The following is a 24188-nucleotide window of genomic DNA, read 5'->3' as shown; positions in this document are numbered from 1 at the left end:
CGTCAAATGTTCGGAGTCAGCTGGCAACAAATGCAGGCCAAAGTGCGCTATCGTATTTTGATCCTGACATTGCTACCCATCTTACTGACCCTGATAAGCCTAGTGTTCATCACTATTTACTGGAATATTAGTTATACCGGTAAGCAGTTGTTTATGAAGGTGAAGGCTGATTTGACAGTGGCCACCAATACCCTAGAAGAGGTTCAGCGCCAACAAGAAATTCAATTACTTAACGTGAGTCAATCATGGGATTTTCAGAATGCTTTCCAGCAAATAAAGCAGGGTAACTCTTCTAAGATTGATAAGGTTAATGAATATCTGGAGCAACAAAAAAAGATCCTACAACTCGATATATTAAGGTTAATCAGAGTTGAGCAAGCCGCAGCCGATCCCGATTTGCGGATAATGTTACCCAAAATCCAACAGCAACAACCCTTGTCTGGTTTGATGGTGTTATCAGCCAAGCGTTTGGCTCGTCTCGACCCCGATTTAGCCAGTATCGCCCGCATTCCTATATCGGCTACTTTAAGGGCGCAAGAGCCCACCAAAAGTGAAGAAACACGTGGCATGTTAAGCCGGAGTTTATTGCCCATATTAAATGAAAATGGCCAAGTGAATTGGTATCTCGATGGTGGGATTTTATTTAATCGCAACACGGTTATAGTCGATCATATTCGAGACTTGGTGTACGACGAGGGCACCTTGCCTGAGCGCTCAATTGGTACTGTGACTATTTTTCTTGATAATGCCCGCATTAGTACCAATGTGCCTATGGATCTATTTTCGACCCATGAAACAGCGAGCCAATCGAGGGCATTAGGCACCTTAGTGTCAGAAGATGTGCGCCAGAGAGTCTTGGTTGAAGGGGAGTCGTGGGTTGACCGTGCCTTTGTATTAAATGACTGGTTTATTTCAGGCTACTCACCCCTTAAAGATATTCGTGGTAAACGTATTGGGATGATTTATTCAGGTTTTTCTGAGTCGCCTTTTATACACACCTATATTCTCAATATCCTCGAGCTTGGCACCATTTTAATGCTGGTGTTGTTGGTGTCTGGTTTCTTGGTTTATCGAGGGGCTAATAGCTTACTTGAGCCCATTGAGCGCATTCATCATGTGGTAAAAGCGGTGCAGTCAGGCCGAGACTTACGTATCGGCGAGCTGGGATTAGAGCATGATAATGAGCTATCTAATTTGGCTGAGCAATTTGACCACATGCTGGACTTACTGCAGCGGCGTAATAACCAAATTCAGCTAGCGGCAGAGCAGCTTGAAGTGAAAGTGGAGCAACGTACCCGTAGCTTGCAAGATAAAACCGAAGAGCTGCAACGTAACGTGGCCTTGCTAAATGAAACAAGACATCAACTGGTCACCAATGAAAAGTTAACCGCCTTAGGGGAGCTTACAGCCGGTATTGCCCATGAAATTAATAATCCTACCGCGGTAATTTTAGGCAATATGGAACTAATGAAGTATGAGCTTGGCAGTAAGGCTGTTGCTGTTGAAGAAGAAATTGAACTGGTTATTCAGCAGGTAGGTAGAATAAGCACCATTATTCGCAGCTTGTTGCAGTACAGTCGCCCCGGTGAGTTTAATGCGCCGCTTGAAATGCACCCAGTGCAACCGATGATCGAAGAAATGTTAGTACTGGTTAGGCACTCGATTGAAAAGCAAGAAGTCGAACTCATCAAAGATATTAATACCCAATGCACGGTACAAGTGAATCAGCCGCAAATCTTACAAGTGCTCATTAACCTAGTGGTTAACGCTGCCCACGCCATTGAAAATAAAGGCCGAATTTGGGTCAGAGCCAATGATTGGCTTGAAAATGACGAGGTTGTCGGGGTAAAAATTGAAGTGGAAGACGAAGGCATGGGGATTAAACCTGAGCGCTTAAGCCGTATCTTCGACCCTTTTTACACTACCCGTAAAGACGGTACAGGCTTAGGCTTATCGCTCAGTTACGGCATTATTAAGCGCATTGGTGGCACCATTGAGGTGAAGTCGACCTTAGGTAAAGGTACGGTATTTACTATCGGGCTTTATCATAAGGCGAAAGAAGAACAGGAAAATAATCCCTATGATGGACTGCATTTTGAAGATAATAGCCGCGTAGATACTGACGCTTAGCTGTTTATCGTATTAGCTGCTTATAGCGTTAGTTGCATATGACATTGAATATGGATTGTTATAAGCAGTGACGACTAGATAGTCTGCGTTAGTTTCTTGGTTTGGGATTAATAGTGTAATTGAGTCAATCGCAGATAAAAAAAAGCCAGGTGATGAGCCTGGCCACTAAGAGTGTATGAGCAATGTCGTGCTTGCAGACTCAGAGGGTATTAATAGGAGATGAAGCTATTAATAAGAACTGAGTTTTGGAACGCAGATAAATAGTAATCGTTATCATTTAGATTTGCAACTTGTTGATAAAATTATTTTCAACTTTACAAACCCCTTACAAATGCTCTGCAAGCTCTTTGGGGCAGTCGACTAACTTTTATCGTTCAAATCGACACTGTCTATCTTGGTTGTTAAGCTAATTCTTTATGCAAAAACAACTTGTTATCTGCCGAGTCAGTGGCTGATTCAACCTGCGTAATGTGGTATTGGTTAGTAACCAACATCGTCAGCATGGCGTTAAATTGGTTGCGAGTTTTAACTTCAAGGCGTTGATAACCTTGCTCTGTCGCCCACTTTTCTTGGTACTCGAGCATAGATTTTGCTAAACCAAGTTGCCTGAAATCAGCATCAACTCCGCCAAGCCAGCTGTAAAAACGCTGATTATCGAGCTGATATCCTATTTTAAACCCAGCAAGTTCACCTTCAACATAAGCTAATAAAATCAAACAAGCTTGATTGTCTAATTTGCTATGTAATGATTCGACAGTTTGAGCGCGATCGAGTTCGTTAATGCGGGCACTGATAGCGGCAATATGAATAGCCACCTCAGCACTTAGCTCAGTATGAGCTTCAATTTGGATAGTTAGCATGTAAGGTTTACTTTTGGTTGGGCCATGCCGCCTCAATATCAGAACGGCTGATATTGAGCTGACAACAGCAAAAATATGGCCGCATATTAACTCATCGTACCAGTTAATAATGCGGCATAGCTTAAAAACTCACTAGAAAGTGTGCTTTGTCAGCAGTGACTCGCGGTGATTTAGTAACATTAGAGCGCAGTCGAGGTGCGGGTTGTATCAGATAAAACCAACCTATCGGTGAGCACTTTCAGTAATACCCCATATGCAGGTAAAAATAACCCTAAGCTAACCATAAGTTTAAAGGCGTAATCGACAGTGGCTATTTCAGGCCAGTGATTTGCCATAAATGGGTCTGAAGAGGCGTAAAATGCAATACTGAAAAACACGACAGTATCAACCAAGTTACCAAATAGAGTCGATGCGGCAGGGGCTACCCACCAGGCTTTAGCTTTACGCAATTTAGCAAATACAGTGATATCCATTAACTGTCCGACTAAGTAAGCCACAAAGCTGGCAAGTGCGATACGGAACACAAATTGATTCCACTGGGCTAATGAATCAGCGCCTTGGAAAACCCCTTGATGGAAAATCACCCCCATGACATAGGAGATCACCAATGCAGGTAACATGGCTTTGAAAATAATACTGCGAGCCGCTTGTTGGCCAAATATTCTGACGGTTAAATCTGTGGCTAAATAGACAAAGGGAAAGCTAAACGCCCCCCAAGTGGTGTGATAACCAAAAATCTGAAACGGGAGTTGTACCAAATAGTTGCTTGCGCAAATAATGATGATATGAAAACTGACAAGAAACATCAGTGCACGGCGACATTGCGCCTGAGAGAGCATTAACATGTTATGGCCTTTTTTATTGGGTTAGACGGGGTGAGGGAACCCGTATATGTATGTACTTGGCGTTGCTGATTATATATTTTAGCTGACTTTAACTTGCTCAAAGAGTTTATTGAGTGGTGTCATTTTCGCCAAGGAGGACGCATTATAGTGAGCAAAAAATAAGATGCAACTAGCAAGGGAGCGCAAATGCGCTATTTGTGACTAAAACCCAGCCGTCAGCGGCACATTTATGTGCAGAAAGACTTTTAAGTGATTGTTTAATTGGTTGATTATTTAGTTGGGTTACAGCTCAACTAAAATAGACAAAATAGTGGTGAGTTTATTTTCTAATTCTTGCCATTCAGCCAGTGGATCTGAACCGGCAACAATCCCCGCGCCAGCAAACAGATTAATTCGCCCTGGTTCAATTAAGGCGCAGCGAATGGCCACAGAAAACTCACTCTCGTACTTATTTAAATAACCACATGCGCCCGCATACCAGCCGCGATTATAGCCTTCACGTTGACGGATAAAGTTTAATGCTGATTCTCGCGGTAACCCGCCCACGGCAGGGGTTGGGTGTAAACCTTGAAGTAATTGAAAGTCATTAACACCGGCTTTTAATTCAGCGCGAATAGAGCGGTGTAAGTGCTGAATATGAGTTAATTTAAAAATTTTGGCAGACTCATCCGCACCAACGTAATGGCTTAATGGCGTGAGTACATCAACAATTTGCTGCCTAACCAGTTGGTTTTCATTGCTGTTTTTACTGTCTTCTAGTAGCTGATTGGCAAGAAAATCATCTTCTTCTTGGTTTAAACCACGCACAGTCGTTCCGGCAAGGGCTTCGGTAAATAACTCTTTTTGGCGGCGTAAGTATAAACGCTCAGGCGAGCATGAAATAAAGGTGCGCTCAGGGCTAAATTGAAACCCAAATTGAAAGCTGTTGGGGTTGCGCCCTTGCCAGCAGGCTAATACCATCCAAGGATCGACCACATCATTAATTTCTAACTGAGTTTGGCGCGATAGCACCACTTTAGGGGTGGTGGCATTAAATTTAGGGTTAGTCACTTGCTCAACCAATTCTTTCCAGCGTGGGTAATTTGGCAAGTCACTGCGGCCCATTAAAGGCAGTTTATTAGGTGGTGACAATGGTTTGGCTGGTTTGAGCTGATTGATGGCTTCAATGGCCGCATTACACTCATCATCTTGACTATTATCTTCAAAATTTAAATTTACTAAAATTTTGATGATGTTGTCATGACGGCGCAGTTCTATGCGAGGCAGTACAAAGCGAGTGCGGCCAAATTCAGGCCAGCATTCTACGGTGCGGTCAAAGGCGACGCCGCCGTAGTAGCGAATATCTTGATTACTGCTTTTTCCACGCTGGGATTGGTAAATCGATGCCAGTAGCTCGTCATTAATTTCTTGTTCTTGCTTGAAGTCTTTGCAGGCGCCTACAGCGGCCACTTCTTCTTGTTTGTCACGGGCATGCCAATATATGCGTGGATATTGAGTTTGCGCCCCTAACCAAGATAATAACGGCAAGGATTTAGCTTCTACTGAGACCTGCACAATCGGCTCTTTGACGTGAGCCAACTTCATAGCGTGTAACTTTTTGATTAACTCGTTAAAGTGCTCAAAAAAAATATGACCAGCCAATGCAGACTCCAGAGTCAATATCTCAAATAATTGAAATGAAAAAGCGTAAAAGGATTTATATGAATTATGCCTTAAGTTAGTTAAGGGTTCAAAAACTGTCAATCTTCAGGCATCGATGCTGTGATCATAATGGCTTATATCATCAGTTACTAGGCTGTTTTTAAACTTACTTATCATTGGCTGCGTTATTTTTACATGAGCTTACACTTTGCTATATTTATTTTAGTTAATTTTGCTTAAAAAGGATAAAATGCATTTTAAATAATTACATGTCGGGCACATAAAACTCAACATGTTAGCAATTATTTACATGATATTAAGGTTTTTAGGAGAGTTCCCCATCAATGACGGTATTACCTGAGTCCCAAGACATAATCCGTATCCCGGTAGAGCGCTTAAGTCTGGGTATGTTTGTGGTGGCGATTGATCGCAATGATAGCAAAGTGGCCATCAGTAATGCTGGTCAGATTAAGCATAAAGATGCCATGGTAAAGCTTGCCAAAGCCGGTATTAAAACCGTATGGGTTGATGTTGAGCGTTCAGCTGATGGCTGCGGTTTAAAGAAAAAGCCCAATTCCCCACTGGTAAAAAAGATAACCAACACCCGAGAATATAAACAAACTCAAGCTAAAAAAATCCTCACTGAAGCAAAAACATTAGTGCGTAAAGTCTTGTCTGAAACCTACCAAGGCAAGGCTGTCGAGGTGGCACCATTTGAAGATGTGGCCGACAAAATGCTCGAGTCGGTGATGGATGATGCCGATGCACTTAGGTGTGTGTCAGCATTAAGAACCAAAGACGCTTATTTGCTTGAGCATTCAGTTAACGTGGCATTTTTGCTAGTGACCTTTGGTAAGCACCTAGGTCTTGATGCCTCACTGCTTAAAGAGCTTGCTGTGGGTGGGATCTTGCATGATATTGGCAAGGTGCAAGTGGATAACAAAATACTCAACAAGCCAGGAAAATTAACGGCAGAAGAGTTTGAACTGATTAAGATGCATCAGGTGTATGCCATCGACATCATGAGTGATACCCAAGAGATATCTCAGGTGAGTAAAGATGTGTGTTTGATGCACCATGAAAAGCTTGATGGCAAAGGTTACCCCAAAGGCCTTAAAGGCGACGAGATCCCGCAACATGGGCGTATGAGTTGTATTGTGGATATTTATGATGCACTTACCGCGACCCGCTGCTACAAAGAAGCCATGAGCCCAGCTGCTGCATTTAAAATTTTAATGAGTTTGACCCCGTTCCATCTTGATCAAACTTTGGTGTACGAATTTATCCGCTGTGTGGGCATTTACCCTGTGGGCTCGTTGGTGCAATTGTCTGATGAACGTGTGGGCATTGTATGGGAGTCAACAGGCAGAGATGCGTTACATCCAGTGGTAAAATGCTTTTATTCACAAAAGCATCAGCGCTATACCGAAGTCACCTTAGTTGATTTACGCAAATGTAACCTCAATATTGACCGCGGTGTATCGCCACGGTCATTAGCTGTGGACCCAAGCCCTTTTTATTAGCCAATACCAATCTCAATACCATGGAGTTGTAGATGAAGTCGCTACTGAGCATTGTTGTGATAATCCTGTCGCTGGCGCTATTAATTCCCGGGGTGACTCAACCCATTTTGACCATCCAAGGCTCCATCGAAAAGTCGGAGTTAGTTGAAGCCGGCGTGACCATGTTTACCGAAAGCTTATCTGAAGATAACCGCAGTAATGCCCGCAGTATGCTGGATATGGCGGTGAGTATGCTCGGGTTTGATAATATTGAAGGAGAGGTAGAGGTTTTTTATAAAACCCGCAGTATTGTTGATACCGTCAATGAGTTATATCAATCCAATAATATTTTAGTTGCAGCATTAGTGGGTTTATTCAGTATCGTTTTTCCGGCGATTAAGTTACTGACTATGTTGATGGTCAATCTGCCAATATTTAAGCCGTTGCAATATGGATTAATGAGATTCATTGGTGCGATTGGAAAGTGGTCAATGGCAGATGTATTTGTGGTGGCGCTAATCATAGTTTATATGGCGGGCAATGCTTCTGCCGGTATGGGCGAACTATTGACAACCACTGCCCACTTTGAAATAGGCTTTTATTATTTTAGTGCTTATTGTGTGTTTTCAATTGCCAGTCATTGGTTAATGGCCAGTAGCGTTAACAAGCGTCATACCAGTAAACCGTCGCTGTAATTGTATAACATAGTAAAAATAGATATTGGCGGCTTACACTGACAGTTCCGATAATAACCTTTCATATTCAGAAAGGTTGTTATCTCATTATTATGTTTCGGCTGCTAAATTCAAAAATCATTAAAGCCTGCGCGATAGTTTGCCTGTGCATTATTGCCATTGTTGCCTCGGTGCAAACAACGGGTTTAACCCGCGCTGTGATTGAGCTACTAGCATTTAGTGGCCTGATTGCACTGGCGTTAGCTAAACCTGATATTCAGCAAGAACAGTCAGAGGTTATTAAGCAGCAGAATAACCAACAAGACCTTTAACAGCATTTCGCGCAGACATTGCCGCAACAGCTACTCAAGTTAATCTCCCGTCAATAAAATATACCCAAGTGATGTACTGCCAATCGCCAGCCATAATATGATCCCCAACATTAACGGTTTTGGCCCATTAGCGCGCATTTTACTGACCGTGATACCAGCGCCAATTAAAAACAAACACACAATAAGCAACTGCTTGGATACGCTAAACAGCACGTTATAAACGGGCTGGCCTTGTGGAATAAAGTAAGCAATAAGAATGGCTAAGCAATAAAAGCCAATAAAATACGGGATAGATATTTTTGATTTATCACCGTCAAAAATTATTGCACTCAATAACGCGATAGGAATGATCCAAAGCGCTCTAGCCAGTTTAATGGTAGTGGCGGTTTTAAGGGCTTCATCACCATAAGCAGAGGCGGCGCCAACCACAGATGAAGTATCGTGAATGGCAATCGCACTCCAAACACCAAAATCATATTGGCTAAGTGATAACGCATGGCCAATGGTGGGAAATAAAAATAATGCAGCAGAGTTGAGTAGGAAAATACATGCCAGTGAAACCGCAATTTGATCGTTCTTAGCATTAATAGCAGGCGCGACTGCGGCTATCGCGCTACCGCCACAAATCGCTGTGCCGCAACTGATTAAATGGCCCGTCTTAACTTCTAATTTCATTAATCGGGTTAAACCAATGCCGAGCATGAGTGTAAAAAAAATAGAGCCGACGATTAAGCCAAGATTATGGCTACTGGCAGCAAGCGCTTCAGGTAAATTAATTCCAAAACCTAAACCAACAATTGAATAGGCTAATAACTTTTTAGTGAGCTTATTTAAGTCAATATGGCTTGGCACCATGCCAATACTGGCAAGGGTGAAACCCATTAGCAAGGCAACAGGAGAAGAGATAACAGGCGTTAAGCAAACTAAGCCAACAACAATAAATAGCCACAGTTTAAAGCGCGAAGAAAAAGCAGTTGTCATGAGGCTTTGATGATCTCTGAAATTAAATGTTGCAGCGGTTTATGGCGAACTCTTGTGACAGCCGTCACCAAGTCTGCCCGCAGCGTCGATGCTTGAGTGTAACAACTAGATTGCCATGGCACGATTAAATTGAACTGAAAGTTTTTAATTATGCTGCATTTCAACGGCTACCTGTTGTTAATCGCCGCTAAAATCACAGCTTTATTGTTCACGAGTATATTGACATTGCTTGATGGTCAAAATACTATTTATGACAAATAGTTTGATTGTCAAACAAAGGTGGCTTTTGAAATTTTTAAATCAACATCATCATCAATTTAGTTCGTTGCACAATACAGGTGAGAAGCGCACCCTGTACGTGTTGATCTTAACCGTTACCGCTATGGTGGTTGAAATTGTCGCCGGTACGATTTACGGTTCAATGGCCTTACTAGCCGATGGTTGGCACATGGGCACACATGCTGCGGCGTTTTGTATCACCTTATTTACTTATCGCTATGCCAGAAAACATGCTGGCAGTGATAAATTTTCCTTTGGTACTGGCAAGGTCAGTGTATTAGGTGGTTACACCAGTGCGATAGTGCTTGGGGTAGTGGCGTTATTGATGATGGCAGAGTCGATTCACCGTCTGTTTAACCCGCAAAATATTCAATTTAATGAAGCGATTATGGTGGCCTTTATTGGTTTGGCGGTAAATGTTGTCAGCATGTTCTTGCTTGGCGATCATCATCATGGCCATGATCATTCCCACGGGCATGCTCATTCCGATAGCCACTCACATCATCATTCACATCAGCACTCACATAACCATTCCCGCGATGAAACCGCGCAAGCAGAACATCAGCATGATCACCAACATAAGCCGCATCACGATCACAACTTAAGGGCGGCATATTTACATGTGTTAGCCGATGCATTGACCTCAGTACTGGCTATTGTGGCGCTTATTTTTGGTAAGTTTTATGGCTGGAACTGGCTTGATGCGGTAATGGGTATGGTGGGCGCTGTGGTGATTTGTAAGTGGACCTTAGGGCTATTAAAGCAAACTAGCCCAGTGTTACTGGATGAAAATATTGATCAGCATTATCGTCAGGCGATAACACAAGCATTACAGCCCTTTGCCAGCATCAAAGATATGCATATATGGAAAATCAGTGGCGATCATTACTCGGCGGCTATCATTCTTGAGTCTCATGTTGATAAAAGCATTGCTGAATACAAACAATTATTGGCGAATTTTGATAAAATTAATCATCTCACCCTTGAGGTTCATCCTGTTAAATAATGAAAAATCTACAAAACCTAAATCACTTACTAACTGAATTTTACGACAAGATGGCTTCTTGGGAGCAATCGGTGGTAAAAGAAACCGGCTATTCACTGGCGCAAACCCATACCATTGAAGTGTTGGGCAATCATGGTCCTTTACGCATGAAGGAGTTGGCGCAAAAGCTGGCGATAACCACAGGCACCTTAACTGTTCAGGTGGATAAATTAGTCCAAGCTCAGCTAATTGAACGCTGCGCTCACCCCGATGATAGACGTTCGATAGTGGTGGTGTTAACAGAAGCCGGGCAAGTGATTCATCGCCAGCATAATCAATTACATTTAGATTTAGTGGCTGACTTGAGCCGCAATATCGACCCAGAACATCTACAGGTTTTACAAAGCTGCTTAGCAAAGATGAACCAAGAGTTTTAGGGTTTACTTAACTCTGGCATAGCTCTAAACTCGGTGTGGCTTGAATCTGGCTTAAAGCTTGAGTTTAGTTTTAGTACAAATGCCAGAAATAAAAAAGTCCAAGCTGTATGAATACAGCTTGGACTTTTTTAATGGGCTATTTTTGCTATCTTAAGCGATATAGAGAGTAACAATTAACGCTGATGCATAGCGTAGTCACTGCCATCTTTGGCGGTAAACACTTTGCAGTTACCTTCAGTTGGTAAACAACGTGAATGCAGCATGCTTACCCATTGCTTGTAAGGTGTCGGTAAATTCTTAATCGGCAGTGCCACTTGAATATCTTCAATATGCGCTGGGTCGTTAGCACCCAGTTCACCGTTTCGGTCAAAGCTCACTTCAACATGGGTATCGTTATTTTTTAACACGATAGATGTTGGGTCGCTTTTATGACCAGTTAACGCCACAAATTGACAAGGATTTTGCAATCCACACTGGCTGCCATCTTTCATAAATGCTAGCAGATGAGTGTAGTAAATCACGTAGCTACTTACATCGGCATGAGTCCCGCTAGCCAATGGAAAGTTATTATCTAAAAATATTTTCGCGTTGGTGATTTTATCTGCATTAGTGCTGGTGGCCACAATTTGTTCTTCAATGAAGCTGTTAAGGTCGTGAGCGGCTGTGTTGTGGTTCATAGTAGTCATAATCATAACCTTATCCTCTTCGTTTGATGTCGGCACTTGCTGGTTGTTTTCAGCAATTAATGCCCTGCGTACTGGTTTAACATTTACTGGCTTAAACGGGTTTTGTTAAAACAAACACTGTTTCCCGATTGCTTAATTTGTAGTCTAGTGTATTTTTCACTACAATTTCACAATAAAAATTTTACACTGTGAATTTTACAAAATGCGCAATGATCAAAGCTTGATGAGAAAGTCACATTTCCTTGGCACTAAGATTCGTAATTTACGTAAACGCAATCACCTGACCATGGAAGATTTATCCGCTCGATGTATTCGAGTGGATTCCAGTTCGGCGCCGTCAGTGTCGTACCTTTCGATGATAGAGCGCGGTAAACGTGTCCCCAGTGCAGGAATGCTGGCCGTGATCGCAACCGTGTTTCAAAAAGATGTGGAATGGTTTTTAGATGACATGCCAGAAGAGCAGTCAATCACCCCTGAAAAAGGCCGTCATGGCGGTGTTAGCGGCATGCCGCTTGAGCCTAGTTTCTTATTTTCAAATGATATATTGCAAATTGCCATTCCAGAAATGTTATCGCAAACAGGTACATCAGGCAGGCAATTTGCCCAGTTACTTATTCGCGCCCATCAAGAGCATCATCAAAATCACTTCCCAGATTTAGAACGAGCCGCTGAAGATATTGGTAAAAAACAACTGCCTCTAGCGGCTGAAGAAATGCTTAATATCGCTAAAAGTATGGGGCTTAAAATCAAGTGGATTGATGAAATCCCCACAGAAGTGATCGATGAAACTGGCGCAAGTTCAGCCCGATTAACCACCTCATTTTTTGAGCCGCCAGCGACGATTTATATTAATAAAGCCCTGAAAGCCAATGTACCGCGATTAAAATATGACTTGGCGGTGCATATTGGCCATTGTGTTTTACACAATAAAGATGGCCTTAAAAGTGTGATGACCTCAGGGCGTCGGGTAGAAATTGATGATGACAGCTCAATGCAATCAAATACCCTTAATGCTCAAGATATTTTGCATGCATGGCGTGATTTTGAATCGAGCTTTTTTGCTGGCGCTTTATTATGTCCCAAGGTGCCATTTAGACAATTACTCGACCGTCATGGCTATGAAATTGCGGTACATAAACAACTGCAAGTGTCAGCATCAGTGGCAATGCGCCGCATGACGGTAGTGTCACCTTATCCACACTGGCATTACTTTGATGCCTATGCGCCAGGAAAGCTAAAAGCGGTTTATCGTGGCAATGGTATTCCACTGCCGTGGGGCAATATGCGCATTGTTGAAGATCCATGTCATCACTGGGCAGTGTTTAGAAAAATTAATGAACCTAGCACTGATGGCACCTCGGCGCAGATCTCGATTTTAAATGTCGGTAACGAGCCGCGAATTTACTGTTGCGAATCAATCAAAGTTGATGATTCTGCAGGCAATCCACATGTGCTATGTGCGGGCATTGATCTCAACCCTGCCATTGAAGCCCAAGGCAAGGATGCAAAATCCATTACCGCCGATTTAAAGAAAGCCTGTGTTGATAATGGCGGTTTGGTGGCCATTCCAAAACACATCAAAGCTGATTTAACCAGTGTGGCTAAAATTCTGAATATCAATTGGATTGAGCGCGGCATAGACAATGATGCTCGGGTTATTTGCTCTCGCGGCGCCGTGTGTCCACGCCAGCCAAGCTGCTACGCTGCGGGTAAAGCCTTGTGTGAAGAAAGCTAGCGCTGTTGTTAATAGGCGTCAAATTCTCTGCAAAGGGCAATTTGACCGCTTTAGCTAGCACTTGCAGATTCACTTGAGTGATAAATCAATTAGGTGACTGTTTACAAATACTTTTGTTCTGATACTTTTGTTCTGATATTGTTGTTAACCTTGAATTTTGGAGAGTTAATAGCGTTTTAATGCAAAACGACTTTAAACCCTCATTTAACACCATCTATTCGCTATTTAGATGCTTGGTGTTTGCTGTAAAGGAATACAGTTATGCTCGAATTTTTATTAATCAATGCCAATACACCCTATGCGATAGCATTGACTTTAGTGCTGACCCTAGCTGTTTTAGAGGGAGTTGGCTTAGTCATTGGTTTCAGTATTTCCAGCCTGTTAGATCACATATCCCCAATCGATTTAGATTTTGATGCAGGCATTGATGTTGCTCAAACAGGGTTAACGCCGTTACTGGGTTGGCTTTGCCTTAATAAGTTGCCATTACTTATTTGGTTAGTGCTGTTGTTAACCAGTTTTACGCTCCTAGGCTACAGTTTAAATTTCTTGAGCTACGTTTATGCTGGCCACTTAACCTCCCCAATAATCAGTACGCCTATAGTGCTGATCGCGAGTCTTTTTAGTACCTCAATACTTGGGCGACCTTTGGCAAGAATTCTCCCTAAAAATGAGTCACTAGCGGTATCTACAGACAGTTTTAGTGGTCTGTCAGCCAAAATTACAGTCGGCACCGCCAAACTAAATAGTCCTGCAGAAGCGGTACTGGTAGATCAACATTCTCAGAAACATTATGTGATGGTGGCGCCAGAATTCGCAGAAGAAAGCTTTAGTCAAAATGAACAGGTCGTATTGCTACGTAAGTCTGGCAGTATTTGGCTAGTCGCTAGGCTTGAGCCGTTTTAAGCAATAAGTTTCAACACTGAAATATCAATAAGCTTCAAAAATTAAATCACGGATAGAACCATCATTTGTAATTATTAAAGGAATAGAAATGGACGCCCTAGAAATATCTTCAAGTTCAAATACCATGTTTATCTTAATCATGGCCGGTATAGCAGTCCTTGCTTTTATCACCATCGGATTAATCTTCGCTAAATTATACATTCGCGCCTCAAAAGAAATTGCCTTTGTACGTACCGGTTTTGGTGGCGAAAAAGTCGTAAAAGACGGCGGTACTATTTGCCTACCTGTGTTGCATGAAACCATTCCAGTCAATATGAATACCTTACGTATTGAAGTCGAGAAAACCCAAAAAGATGCGTTGATCACCAAAGACAGAATGCGAGTGGACGTTAAAGCAGATTTTTATTTGCGTGTGGCCCCAAGCCAAGAAGGCATTTCTATGGCAGCGCAAACGCTGGGTACAAGAACCATGCGTGTGGAAGAGCTTAAGAAGCTAATGGAGTCCAAATTCGTTGATGTACTACGCGCCGTTGCTGCTGAAATGACCATGACCGAAATGCATGAACAACGAACTGATTTTGTGCAAAAAGTACAACAAAGTGTTGCTAATGATCTAGAGAAAAATGGTTTAGAACTGGAGTCAGTATCACTAACAGGATTTGACCAAACTGACCTGCAATTCTTTAATGAAAATAATGCCTTTGATGCTGAAGGCCGCGCAAGACTGGCTAAAATCATTGAAGAAAAACGTAAAGAAACCAATGATATTGAACAAGAAAACCGCGTAAAAATCCAGCGCAGAAACTTAGAAGCTGAGCGCCAATCTCTAGAAATTAAAAAAGAAGAAGAGGAAGCGCGCCTAAACCAAGAGCAAATAATTGCTTTTAAACGTGCGGATCAAAAAGCTGAAATTGCCAAAACCCGTGAGAGTAATGAGCGTGAAGAGCGTGAAGCTGAAATTGCAAAAGAACAAGCCATTGAAGCCGCTGAAATTGAGAAATCAAAAGACATTGAAACTCGTCAGATTGATAAGAAAAGGACGCTTGCTCAGGCACAAATTCAACAACAACGCGACATTGAAGTGTCTGAACAAGAAAAACAAATTGCAGTCGCAGTGAAGTCAGAAGAAGAGTCGGCAGCAAGAGCCAAAGCTGCAGGTGCTGAAAAAGACAAAGTGGAAAAAGAAGAAGCGGTTATTACTGCAAGACAGGTTGCTGAAGCAAACCGTCGTAAAGAAATTGAAGTGATTGACGCTAAGAAAGAAGCTGAGCGAGAAGCTGTCGGGGTGACAGTTCAAGCTGCGGCAGAGAAACAAGCTGCTGAAGATAGAGCCATTGCGATATTAACTGATGCAAGGGCAGATTCAGATTCAAAGAAACTGCGAGCCGAAGCAGATGAAAAAGTGTTTGCTGTAGAAGCTGCTGGTAAACAAGCTTTGTATGAAGCTGAAAACACCTTGAAAGATGAGCAAATTGAGCTGCAAAAAGCCCTCGCGATATTAAAAGTACTGCCTGAAATCGTGGCTAATGCCGTTAAACCTTTAGAAAATATAGATGGTATTAAGATTCTTCAAGGCTACCATGGTGCTGGGCCTGGTAACGATGCTAGCGTAGCAACAGGAACGTCAGGTATGGCGGAGCAAATTACCTCGGCAGCGCTTAATTATCGTGCCAATGCACCACTGGTAGACTCAATGCTGCAAGAGCTTGGGTTGGTAGACTCAAAATCTGGCACGTTAAATGACTTAGTGAGTGGTGAAAACTTCTTAACTGATACAACTCGCAGCGCAATTAAGCAAAGTAATATGCCTCCAGTAACAGCAAATGGTAGTAAAAATTCAGAGGCTTTAGCGCCGAAGGCTAATTAACTGTACTAGCTCAGACTTGGGCTAGCATCTAAACCTAAAAAAGAGGATTAATAATCCTCTTTTTTGTTCTTTTTAAAATCTCTTACTCATTGTGTCTCCGCTAGCCAAATACAATGCAACAAGTGACCATTCGTTATGGTGCAGCTAAGCCTGCTCAGATTACTGCTGCGGCTGTTAACATGGTTCAATAAACTGGGATGTTAAATTCTTAAGGTAATAATAGAGCATGATCAAAATCATTAAATCACTTACTTGCTGTATTGGTCTTTGTTTGGTGTCTACAGTGGTGAGTGCCAATAGCTTTTATGCTAATAATGAATTTCAACAGCAAGCACCAACAGCATTCGCACTGCAGCCAGAAAGTCAGAATTTTCTAGCGCCAGCTTATGACATGACCATTCATCATGCCGATGAATTACTGCTAAAAATTGCTGATGACAAAGCGTTATCGGATGCGATTAAGCGGTGGTTTACTTTATCCTTTGAACAACAAATTCCCTGGTTAAGAAAAGTATTCACACTAGAAATCGAGACGTTTAAGCAGCAGTTACCAAGCTTTATCGCGCCTAAACTGTTGATTGATAATCATAGCTACCCAAATAAAATGGTCTATTTTGATTTCGATATAACCCAACCAGATAGTGGCATAGTCTATTTAAATCCTCAAAAATTAGCGACTGAAGACCGTTATGCTGCTTTGGCATTATTAGTCCATGAAACCCGTCATTCTTTTCAATTCCAGCTTGCAGCAAAGCAAGATAGCCAGCTTGCTAATGGCTATTGGGCTGCATTTTCAGCGCAGAAACAACTTAAAGGGCTAGGGTTTAGTGATTTTTTGACCTTGCTGAATGAATATGAAGCATTCCAGTTTGGTAATTATGTGGTGGGTAAATTGACTGACTGGCAAATTGATATGATTGCTATGGGCACTTTTGCAAGCCAGTATGATCAACAGGGTGTATTGAAAATTGACCTCATTTCGCTGGGCAATAATGGTTCAGCATTAAGCCTATTAGAGCAATATAACCAATTAGCTAAAACCCAGTATCAGCTTAGACAGCAAAGCACTCAATAGTGCTTTGCTGGTGAGTTAAGCGAACAATATAGAGAGCTCACGGCTAAGCCATTGTCGTAGTGCTTGTTGAGGAAGTATTTGTTGTTCATGTTTTATGAAAGGGCATTCATGTTTAAAATGCTCAATTAACCTGAGTATTTGCGTTTCATCCCACTCGGGATGAAACTGCACTCCAAGTTGGCGCTGATGACGAAATACTTGTTGTTCACATAGCGCTGATCTTGCCTCAATGCTGACGGGGTTTATCATCCGTTTTTCTTGTTCTGCCTGACTAAAATCAAATCCATAAAAGTGCCATTGTGGTACTACTAATTTACCAGTCGTTACAGCCTCTTTCGTCAGTTCAATCTCAAGCCAACCTAGCTCAGGTTTCTCTGATGGGTAAATCCTTGCACCCAATGTGGTTGCTAATAATTGTGCGCCTAAGCAAATGGCTAATATAGGCATATCAATCTTGATAGCATCGGTTATTAAACTCAGTTCAGCTTGCATCCAAGGGGGATTTTCTACGACATCGGTTGGGCCGCCAAGAATAATGAGACCATCAAAATCAGTGAGCTTAGGTAGAACATCGGCAGGCGCCATGAAGCATGACAATTGATGTCCATGGTGATCACACCAATCTTGTATTCGTCCAGGACCTTCGGCAGTGTGATGCTGGATCACTGCCAGTGATAATACCGCCATTATTGTAATTCTCTGGTTTCTAGATAAATTTCAATGACACTTGCTGCGGATAACTCATGATGATGGTTTTGTTTTCCTAATGCTTCAGTTATTGCTGTCGTTGAAGGGTGAATTGATTCGGTTAATCCTGATTTAATTGGCACTGATAACTGTGTCACTTTGGATAAATCGTAGTTAAGCACTCTTAATAAATGATCAGCTTCAGGTCGGTTGCCTAGTCGTTTAATCAAAAATTGATTGGGACTGTTGGGTGATACTGCAATTTTCTGATATTGCGCCGAGGCTGATTTGGGCTGTTCTTTTTCGATGTTTAAGGTGGAAAATAATATCACTTTTTCAATGATAATTTTTTGTGCTTTGAACTGAGTGCTACCACCTCGTTCAAAATGTCCTTTAACTACCTCAATGTGTAATTGCGGTAATTCATCTGACATTTTAGGGTGTAAGGTCATTAAATCAAATGGCTGAGGGACGATAGTCCAAAGCTGTTGTGGGCTCGATGATTGTTGTTGAAGTTGTTGCCTAACTGAGTTTTCAACTTTCTCATTGGCAAAGTGAAACTGCATGACCATTTGTACATTGTGGGGTTGATGGTACATAGGTAAATGTGAGGCAAATAAACCATCTTTCCCACCAAACAACGTCATACCATGCACACCATAATGGTTTGATTGTTTCTCAACGGCTTGAACGGAGGTAAATATATTGAAAAAGAGGGTAAATATTAACAAGGTATAAGCGGGATTGAACATGGTGGCTCCTATCTGTCTAAATCAGATGGGGCCGTCCCCGAAAGTGTTCATATGTTTATTTTCAAGCTATATCAGTGCTTACAATACTGTCATTGTTGCATTCGATTTAGCTGATAAGAATATGAATCGAGGTCGTCCTCGAAATTCAATTCTACTATAAGCGAATTAGAATGCGAACTCTTCAATTTTAATTTATTAGTAACAGGGGGCTGATTTTTATAATAAAGACAATAGTAGAAGCGAATAAAAAGATTTTTCGTTGTTAGATAAGTATATTGATTAATAGCATGATGAAATATTTCTTTGTATTAGATATATTGAATAAAAATCGGTTATATTTAATTTTCTGGTAATAGAAAGTTGTGATTTTAATTGATTAATTGCAATTATAATAAACTATTGCAATTTGTTAATTCTTTATTTAGTGGTGCAGATGTTACGCACAAAAACAATAAGTAAAATAAAATTATTATTTTCAATTGAGCCAAGTCACTTATTTAGTAATTAGTTATTGATATTGTTTGTCTATACATTTACCTATAGAGAAATAAGAATGACAATAAAATATACAGCTTTAGCTTTATTTACACTTTTTTCAAGTTCTGCAATGGCACACAATATCCCAGAGAAAGGACAATGGGAGTGGGAAGGTAAATACATATCTGGTGCAGAAATGAAAAAAGGTGGTTATAACGAGTACGGCACTAAATATCCAGTAAATGGTTTTCGTGATGGATTGCAATGGCATATTAATGCCTATGATGACCTTCCTCAAATGAAGACGGCTCGATTTAAAGCATATAAGCAATGGGCTGATGATCATGGAGTTGATTCCAGTAAAATTGAAGCTAATCCAAATTACACTTATACCTACCCTCTAGGTCCAGGCGCCCCACTAGATGTTAAGAATATCATGGCTGGTACTTTTACCTTTGAACCAGGTGCTGTCTACGCTGTTGGTCAGCATCCTAGCTGGGAAACATACGTTGTTGTTAGTGGTGAAGGCGAGTTTTATAATTATGATCAAGTGGTTACAGCTACCCCTGGCACTTTTGTTTTAACAAGACCATTCGATGTGCATGCGATCAAAAATACTGGTGACGTACCAATGGAAGTTGTCTGGTTCTGGTGGAAAGAGGATGATGCCTCCCTAGATTCTATCCATGTGGGTGGCTTACCATTCATGCCTGAAGAGTGTTGGACCGATGAAGACCCCCAAAAACATTGCCTCACTCCTCCACAAAAAATTCCAGCAGCTAAAGGAGAAGATGCTGCTAACTGGTTATATGAAGACAAGTAATAAATAACAACACATGTGGAGCTGGGCGCAAACCCAGCCCAAGGGGGAAACGTTTGAAATTAAATACAAAAAGCCTCAGTTTGATAACTGTGGTGTTTTTAGCTTCTACTTATGTCCAGGCACAGGATGATACCATCGACATTGGTGGCTCCATCAAATATAACTATTCATATCAAGATTATTCCACCAGTTCACAATCAAAAGGTGGCGACCTTGCCTTTAATAGTTTTGAGCTTGTGGCTAAAGGAGAGTGGGATGCTTGGGGGTCAAATATAACTTATCGATTTATGAATAGTTATGACTATTTAAAGCTCGGTTATGTTTATTATAAAGGTGTTGAAAATTGGCAATTTGATGTCGGTTTGGTGGGTAAGCCGTTTGGCAACCGTAATTATGCCTCTCATAATTGGTGGTACAGCCTTAATTACTATTTAGGTTTTGAAGATGCTTATGAGGTTGGGGCAAAAGCCACTTATGCTAAAGGGGGTTGGACCTCGGAGTACGCTTTCTTTAAGAGTGCAGCATATGGTGCTTCGGATAAGCGTGGGTTCTCGGCAGCAGCTTATAGCGGCACGATAAATGGGACTGATTATAATAACGAAGATGCCAATACCATCAACATAAGGCAAAGTTACCTTATGGAGCTAGGCGACTTAAATGTAGAGCTTGGTGCGTCATTGCAGCACGGACAACTCTATAACGCACAAGCTGATGACAATGGTACTTCAAAGGCTTACGCTGCTCATGTTGATGCAAATTATAAAGGACTAAACATACAGTTGCAGATGGTCGATTATCACTTTGAACAATACAATGATGGTCAAAACGATACTAATTACTATGGCATGAAAATGCTCAATAGTAGTTTTGAAGTTGCCAGTAAAGGTCAAATATACACTGTCAATATCGCGAAGAGATTTACCCGTGATTGGGGGCATTTTACTGTCTACAATGACTATAGCATGGTGACGCCGGATACTGCTGACATTGCTCAGCACGATACACAGTTGAACACCACTGGCGTGAGTATTGCTGTGGATAAGTTTCGATTTTATGTCGACCATTATTTCGCTAAGAATGCATTATGGTTAGGTGACCAAGGGATTGGTTTAGTTGATCTTGATGACAAATGGAACAGTAGAGTTAACGTCAATATGGCTTACTTTTTCTAAAACTACCTATATTAAGTTGATTGTGGTAACGCAATCAACTTCGCTTCATTGTGTGTAATCGATCACATAAAGCCGATGAGTAATAGCTATTAGAAAGTTGTGTGACCTCCCTAACGTATTTGTTCTGAACAACTCAGTACTCTTGTTAATAAATTCAGCAGTAAGACTGTGATATGACGAAATTAAATGCTTTAATACTAGATGATGAAAAAGTATGGGTGGATAATATAGCTCAACTTGTCGACAATTTACCTCTCGATATTAATATAATTAAATTATCCGACCCTACACAATGTTCTGCGATACTTAATGAAATAGACATTGACATAATTTTACTTGATTTGATTATGCCGACCATAAGTGGTCTACATATAATAAAGGAAGTTCATTCTCTATACCCTGATATTACATTAATAGTGTTAACGGGTATGGATAATTTAGATACGGCTGTTGAGTGTATGCAAGCAGGTGCGGCTGATTTTCTCGTCAAAGGGACTGAAGGTCCTTTACTAGAGAAAAGATTACAAACAATTATTGAGAAAAGAAATCTAGAAAAAAGTTACCGCTCAATGGTAAAGCTCTATTTCAATCATAAACCAAATTTTGATATTGGTTATTCAACAATCATATCGCGCTCATTAAAAGTGCAGCAAGTCATTGGCTATGCCAAAACAATAGAGTCAAGTAATTTACCTATTCTTATTAGCGGTGAAACAGGAACAGGCAAAAAAACGTTGGCAAAATGTATTGCAAAAGAGGCAGAGTTAGAACAATTGCAGTGTCACCCAGACAGTGAACATTGGTTAATCCAGTTATTAGGCTGTAGTAGAGGTTATCAGGGGCATTTAGAGCCACAGTTAGGCATTTTGCATAAGATTAACAGTGGCTACTTAGTGATCTCACAGGTCGAAAACCTAAGTTTATACGCACAAAGTGTCCTGTTTGAACTGCTTAATCGTTATAGTTTTTCACCATTGGGAACTCATTGTCAACTTCCTATTAGCGCTCGGATTATTTGTACTTGTTCAGTAGATCTTAAAAAGATGGTCGAAGAGGGCAGTTTCAGAGCCGATCTGTATTATAAGTTGTGCAATCACCATATCGAGTTACCCCCGTTACGTGAAAGGATTGAAGATTTAGGGCTTTTAGTTCCTTATTTCCTACCGGATTCATTTGATGTGACTTGTAACGTTGACGCGGTAAACACCTTTATCGACGTTATTAAGAGCTACGATTTTCCGGGTAATATTACCGAATTGGCAAGCTTGGTTTCAGATTCGTTAGATGTAGATCAACAACTTTCATTACATACAGCAAAGCGGCGCTGCATGTCAGCGAACGTAAAACAGCCAGTTGTTATCAGTCATAAAATCGTTTTTCCAGATCCTTTACCTACGATTGCAGAAGTAAACCAAGAGCTGGTGCAAGAAGCATTGGCTCGCAGCAACCACTCTCAAAAAAATGCAGCTATATTACTCGGGCTCTCCCCGGCGGCTTTATGCCGACGGTTAGCTAAACGATGAAACTAGTTATGCTGTTGCTGTTATTACTGCCATCAATCGTCAATGCCGAGATTATCTATGGAATAGATAAAGACTTTGCTCCTTATGAGTGGGTGGACAACAAAGGTCAACCAAGAGGTTTTAATGTTGAGTTGATGCAGGAGGTTGCAAGTATTCACGGGGTTAAACTAACGATTGTTAGTTCTGATTGGGAGAGCATCGTTCATGCCTTTAATGCTGGTGAAATCGATGTTATTACCATTGGTATTGCATCAGATGGTTCAAAAAATTCAATCGTCACTAAGGCGATTAAAGCGGAACCCTTTTCACTTGCATATAGCCATATCTACACTCGACTTTCGAGTGCTGATATTTATGACTTAAACGATTTACACGGCTTAACGGTCGCTATAAATCAATGGTCCTATACGGAGTTGGCATTGATTACTGCAGATCTGAACATTGAATTAATTTATGCATCATCTGAAAAGCAGGCTTTAAACTTGGTGAGTGAAGGAAAGGCTGATGCGGCAATCATTAATGCCAAGGTTGGCCATGATACATTAGGGAGCAATCGCATCACCAATCTAAAAGTAAGTGGATTGCCCTTGTTCCCAAGAACCTATGCCTTTGCTAGTCGGAATGACGCTGTGGAAATTCAAAAGCAGATCCATGATTCTCTTATTCATTTGAGCAATAATGGTCAGCTTTTTAAACTTCGTGAAAGTTGGTTTGGTACGACTGATAAAATTAGAAATTACGCAACAATGAAAACGTGGTTTATCAATATCACCACTTTTGGCATACTGATATTTATCGCTGCAATGGTATGGGTGGTGTCGTTACGACATGTTGTAAATTGCCGTACTAGAGAGTTAAAAATTCAATCTGCAATAGCACAAGAAAAAGCAAAACTTGCCACGCTAGGTACCCTTTCTGCAGGTATAGCCCATGAAATCAATAACCCAAACGGAATTATTATTCGTTCAGGTGAAGAGTTAGGCAAAAATGCACAGCGGTTACTTAATTTTACCGTGCAAACTCCCGGATTAGAAATGGACTTGTTGTTGCATAATATTGATCTCAATAAAATTAGCATTGAGATGACACAACAGCAGTGTCAAATAACCCAGTCGAGTAAAAAAATAAGTAATATTGTTAAAGAGCTGAAAGACTATGCACGGCCAACGCCCGCAACTGAGTTTCATGATATGAGTGCCGGTGAACTTTGTCAGGCAACCCTGCTTTTATGCTCACCTTTAAGTAAAAACTATAATGTTGAGCTCTACGATAACTCCCTTAAGCGTGCAATCAATATTTACGGTAATAAAGCACGACTAGAGCAAGTGTTAGTTAATATTATTGAAAACGCCATTCATGCTTGCCCAACCTCTGGTGGCGTTATTTATTTGGCTGTAACCCAGTCGTCTACACATAATGTTATCAGTGTACGTGACAACGGGCATGGCATGTCTGAACATACTTTATCTCAAGCCGATGAAGGCTTTTTTACGACGCGAAGAACGGAGGGAGGAATGGGGCTGGGTTTGGCCATTTGTAAACGAATAATAATAGAGCATCAGGGGTACATGGAGATTGAATCCCAGCTCAATATAGGGACGACTGTCAGCATATTTATTCCAAAACGTTGAAAGCGATGATAGCAATCCACCCGACGCCTCACTATTGAGGAGTTGAATTGCAAAAAAACAATTTTAGTTTTAAATTAACAGCTTACATTTATACCAACTATTTATAACGCTAGCCACACAGAAGCAATATTTTGCAGTGCTCCTCTCTATTCCCTATGCATTTAAGCGCCTATTATGACGATACTTAC

The 24188-nt window shown here is 41.2% G+C and carries 21 protein-coding genes; 14 read left to right on the top strand and 7 right to left on the bottom strand.

Going from position 1 to position 24188, the window contains the following annotated elements; all coding sequences use genetic code 11:
• The first annotated feature begins 6 nt into the window (after nucleotides 1-6).
• Nucleotides 7-2130 carry a cache domain-containing protein gene (locus Q4591_RS07280; protein WP_303460287.1) on the top strand — a complete coding sequence of 708 codons (2124 nt, stop codon included), beginning with the start codon at nucleotides 7-9 and terminating at the stop codon, nucleotides 2128-2130.
• Nucleotides 2131-2531: 401 nt separating this feature from the next.
• Here the strand turns inward: Q4591_RS07280 and Q4591_RS07275 are convergent, their stop codons facing one another.
• The 3 genes from Q4591_RS07275 to Q4591_RS07265 form a co-directional block, all read right to left on the bottom strand.
• Nucleotides 2532-2990 carry a GNAT family N-acetyltransferase gene (locus Q4591_RS07275; RefSeq protein WP_102475984.1) on the bottom strand — a complete coding sequence of 153 codons (459 nt, stop codon included), beginning with the start codon at nucleotides 2988-2990 and terminating at the stop codon, nucleotides 2532-2534.
• Nucleotides 2991-3169: 179 nt separating this feature from the next.
• Nucleotides 3170-3835: a 7-cyano-7-deazaguanine/7-aminomethyl-7-deazaguanine transporter gene (locus Q4591_RS07270; protein WP_102475983.1), complete on the bottom strand. Its 666-nt coding sequence runs from the start codon at nucleotides 3833-3835 to the stop codon at nucleotides 3170-3172.
• Between the two features lie 282 nt (nucleotides 3836-4117).
• On the bottom strand, nucleotides 4118-5419 hold the full coding sequence (locus tag Q4591_RS07265; RefSeq protein ID WP_102439440.1) for an isochorismate synthase MenF: 1302 nt from the start codon (nucleotides 5417-5419) through the stop codon (nucleotides 4118-4120).
• A 401-nt stretch (nucleotides 5420-5820) separates the two neighbouring features.
• On the opposite strand from Q4591_RS07265, the gene Q4591_RS07260 reads away from it, so the two are divergent.
• The 3 genes from Q4591_RS07260 to Q4591_RS07250 all read left to right on the top strand — a co-directional run bounded on the left by Q4591_RS07260 (nucleotide 5821) and on the right by Q4591_RS07250 (nucleotide 7984).
• Nucleotides 5821-6999 carry an HD-GYP domain-containing protein gene (locus tag Q4591_RS07260; protein ID WP_102439348.1) on the top strand — a complete coding sequence of 393 codons (1179 nt, stop codon included), beginning with the start codon at nucleotides 5821-5823 and terminating at the stop codon, nucleotides 6997-6999.
• Between the two features lie 32 nt (nucleotides 7000-7031).
• Nucleotides 7032-7673, top strand: a complete 642-nt coding sequence (locus tag Q4591_RS07255; protein WP_303460230.1) for a paraquat-inducible protein A — start codon at nucleotides 7032-7034, stop codon at nucleotides 7671-7673.
• 92 nt (nucleotides 7674-7765) lie between these two features.
• Nucleotides 7766-7984, top strand: a complete 219-nt coding sequence (locus Q4591_RS07250; protein ID WP_102439350.1) for a hypothetical protein — start codon at nucleotides 7766-7768, stop codon at nucleotides 7982-7984.
• A gap of 39 nt (nucleotides 7985-8023) precedes the next feature.
• On the opposite strand, the gene Q4591_RS07245 is transcribed toward Q4591_RS07250, so the two are convergent.
• Complete coding sequence (locus Q4591_RS07245; protein WP_102475981.1) at nucleotides 8024-8965, bottom strand: YeiH family protein; 942 nt, start codon at nucleotides 8963-8965, stop codon at nucleotides 8024-8026.
• Nucleotides 8966-9251: 286 nt separating this feature from the next.
• Between Q4591_RS07245 and dmeF the strand changes: the two genes are divergently transcribed.
• A complete protein-coding gene (gene dmeF, locus Q4591_RS07240) occupies nucleotides 9252-10250 on the top strand; it encodes a CDF family Co(II)/Ni(II) efflux transporter DmeF (protein ID WP_303460227.1) in 999 nt (332 codons plus the stop codon).
• A complete protein-coding gene (locus tag Q4591_RS07235) occupies nucleotides 10250-10666 on the top strand; it encodes a MarR family winged helix-turn-helix transcriptional regulator (RefSeq protein ID WP_102439355.1) in 417 nt (138 codons plus the stop codon). Before dmeF ends, Q4591_RS07235 begins: the two co-directional genes overlap by 1 nt.
• 173 nt (nucleotides 10667-10839) lie before the next feature.
• Here the strand turns inward: Q4591_RS07235 and Q4591_RS07230 are convergent, their stop codons facing one another.
• Nucleotides 10840-11352: a malate synthase gene (locus Q4591_RS07230; protein ID WP_241901072.1), complete on the bottom strand. Its 513-nt coding sequence runs from the start codon at nucleotides 11350-11352 to the stop codon at nucleotides 10840-10842.
• Nucleotides 11353-11554: 202 nt separating this feature from the next.
• Between Q4591_RS07230 and Q4591_RS07225 the strand changes: the two genes are divergently transcribed.
• The 4 genes from Q4591_RS07225 to Q4591_RS07210 all read left to right on the top strand — a co-directional run bounded on the left by Q4591_RS07225 (nucleotide 11555) and on the right by Q4591_RS07210 (nucleotide 16935).
• Nucleotides 11555-13087: a DUF3612 domain-containing protein gene (locus Q4591_RS07225; protein WP_102475979.1), complete on the top strand. Its 1533-nt coding sequence runs from the start codon at nucleotides 11555-11557 to the stop codon at nucleotides 13085-13087.
• Between the two features lie 261 nt (nucleotides 13088-13348).
• On the top strand, nucleotides 13349-13993 hold the full coding sequence (locus tag Q4591_RS07220) for an OB-fold-containig protein (RefSeq protein WP_102475978.1): 645 nt from the start codon (nucleotides 13349-13351) through the stop codon (nucleotides 13991-13993).
• Between the two features lie 88 nt (nucleotides 13994-14081).
• Nucleotides 14082-15860 (top strand): flotillin family protein, encoded by a 1779-nt coding sequence (locus Q4591_RS07215; protein ID WP_102520418.1) that lies wholly within the window; start codon nucleotides 14082-14084, stop codon nucleotides 15858-15860.
• A gap of 226 nt (nucleotides 15861-16086) precedes the next feature.
• Nucleotides 16087-16935 carry a hypothetical protein gene (locus Q4591_RS07210; RefSeq protein WP_102530635.1) on the top strand — a complete coding sequence of 283 codons (849 nt, stop codon included), beginning with the start codon at nucleotides 16087-16089 and terminating at the stop codon, nucleotides 16933-16935.
• Between the two features lie 15 nt (nucleotides 16936-16950).
• On the opposite strand, the gene Q4591_RS07205 is transcribed toward Q4591_RS07210, so the two are convergent.
• The gene (locus tag Q4591_RS07205; protein WP_102530634.1) at nucleotides 16951-17622 is read right to left on the bottom strand and encodes a type 1 glutamine amidotransferase; all 672 of its coding nucleotides are present in this window, start codon (nucleotides 17620-17622) and stop codon (nucleotides 16951-16953) included.
• Nucleotides 17622-18374 carry a hypothetical protein gene (locus tag Q4591_RS07200; protein WP_303460220.1) on the bottom strand — a complete coding sequence of 251 codons (753 nt, stop codon included), beginning with the start codon at nucleotides 18372-18374 and terminating at the stop codon, nucleotides 17622-17624. Before Q4591_RS07200 ends, Q4591_RS07205 begins: the two co-directional genes overlap by 1 nt.
• A gap of 553 nt (nucleotides 18375-18927) precedes the next feature.
• On the opposite strand from Q4591_RS07200, the gene Q4591_RS07195 reads away from it, so the two are divergent.
• The 4 genes from Q4591_RS07195 to Q4591_RS07180 all read left to right on the top strand — a co-directional run bounded on the left by Q4591_RS07195 (nucleotide 18928) and on the right by Q4591_RS07180 (nucleotide 24000).
• Nucleotides 18928-19674, top strand: coding sequence for a cupin domain-containing protein (locus Q4591_RS07195; protein ID WP_102530961.1), 747 nt, complete (start codon nucleotides 18928-18930; stop codon nucleotides 19672-19674).
• Nucleotides 19675-19727: 53 nt separating this feature from the next.
• A complete protein-coding gene (locus Q4591_RS07190; protein WP_303460211.1) occupies nucleotides 19728-20846 on the top strand; it encodes a hypothetical protein in 1119 nt (372 codons plus the stop codon).
• Between the two features lie 173 nt (nucleotides 20847-21019).
• Nucleotides 21020-22369, top strand: a complete 1350-nt coding sequence (locus Q4591_RS07185; RefSeq protein WP_303460209.1) for a response regulator — start codon at nucleotides 21020-21022, stop codon at nucleotides 22367-22369.
• Entirely contained in the window at nucleotides 22366-24000 is a 1635-nt protein-coding gene (locus Q4591_RS07180; protein WP_303460206.1) for a transporter substrate-binding domain-containing protein, read from the top strand. Before Q4591_RS07185 ends, Q4591_RS07180 begins: the two co-directional genes overlap by 4 nt.
• Nucleotides 24001-24188: the final 188 nt, after the last annotated feature.

It is taken from the genome of Shewanella sp. 3_MG-2023, from assembly GCF_030548765.1.
Classification (GTDB): Bacteria; Pseudomonadota; Gammaproteobacteria; order Enterobacterales; family Shewanellaceae; genus Shewanella.
This window is presented reverse-complemented; position numbering and strand designations above follow the sequence as displayed.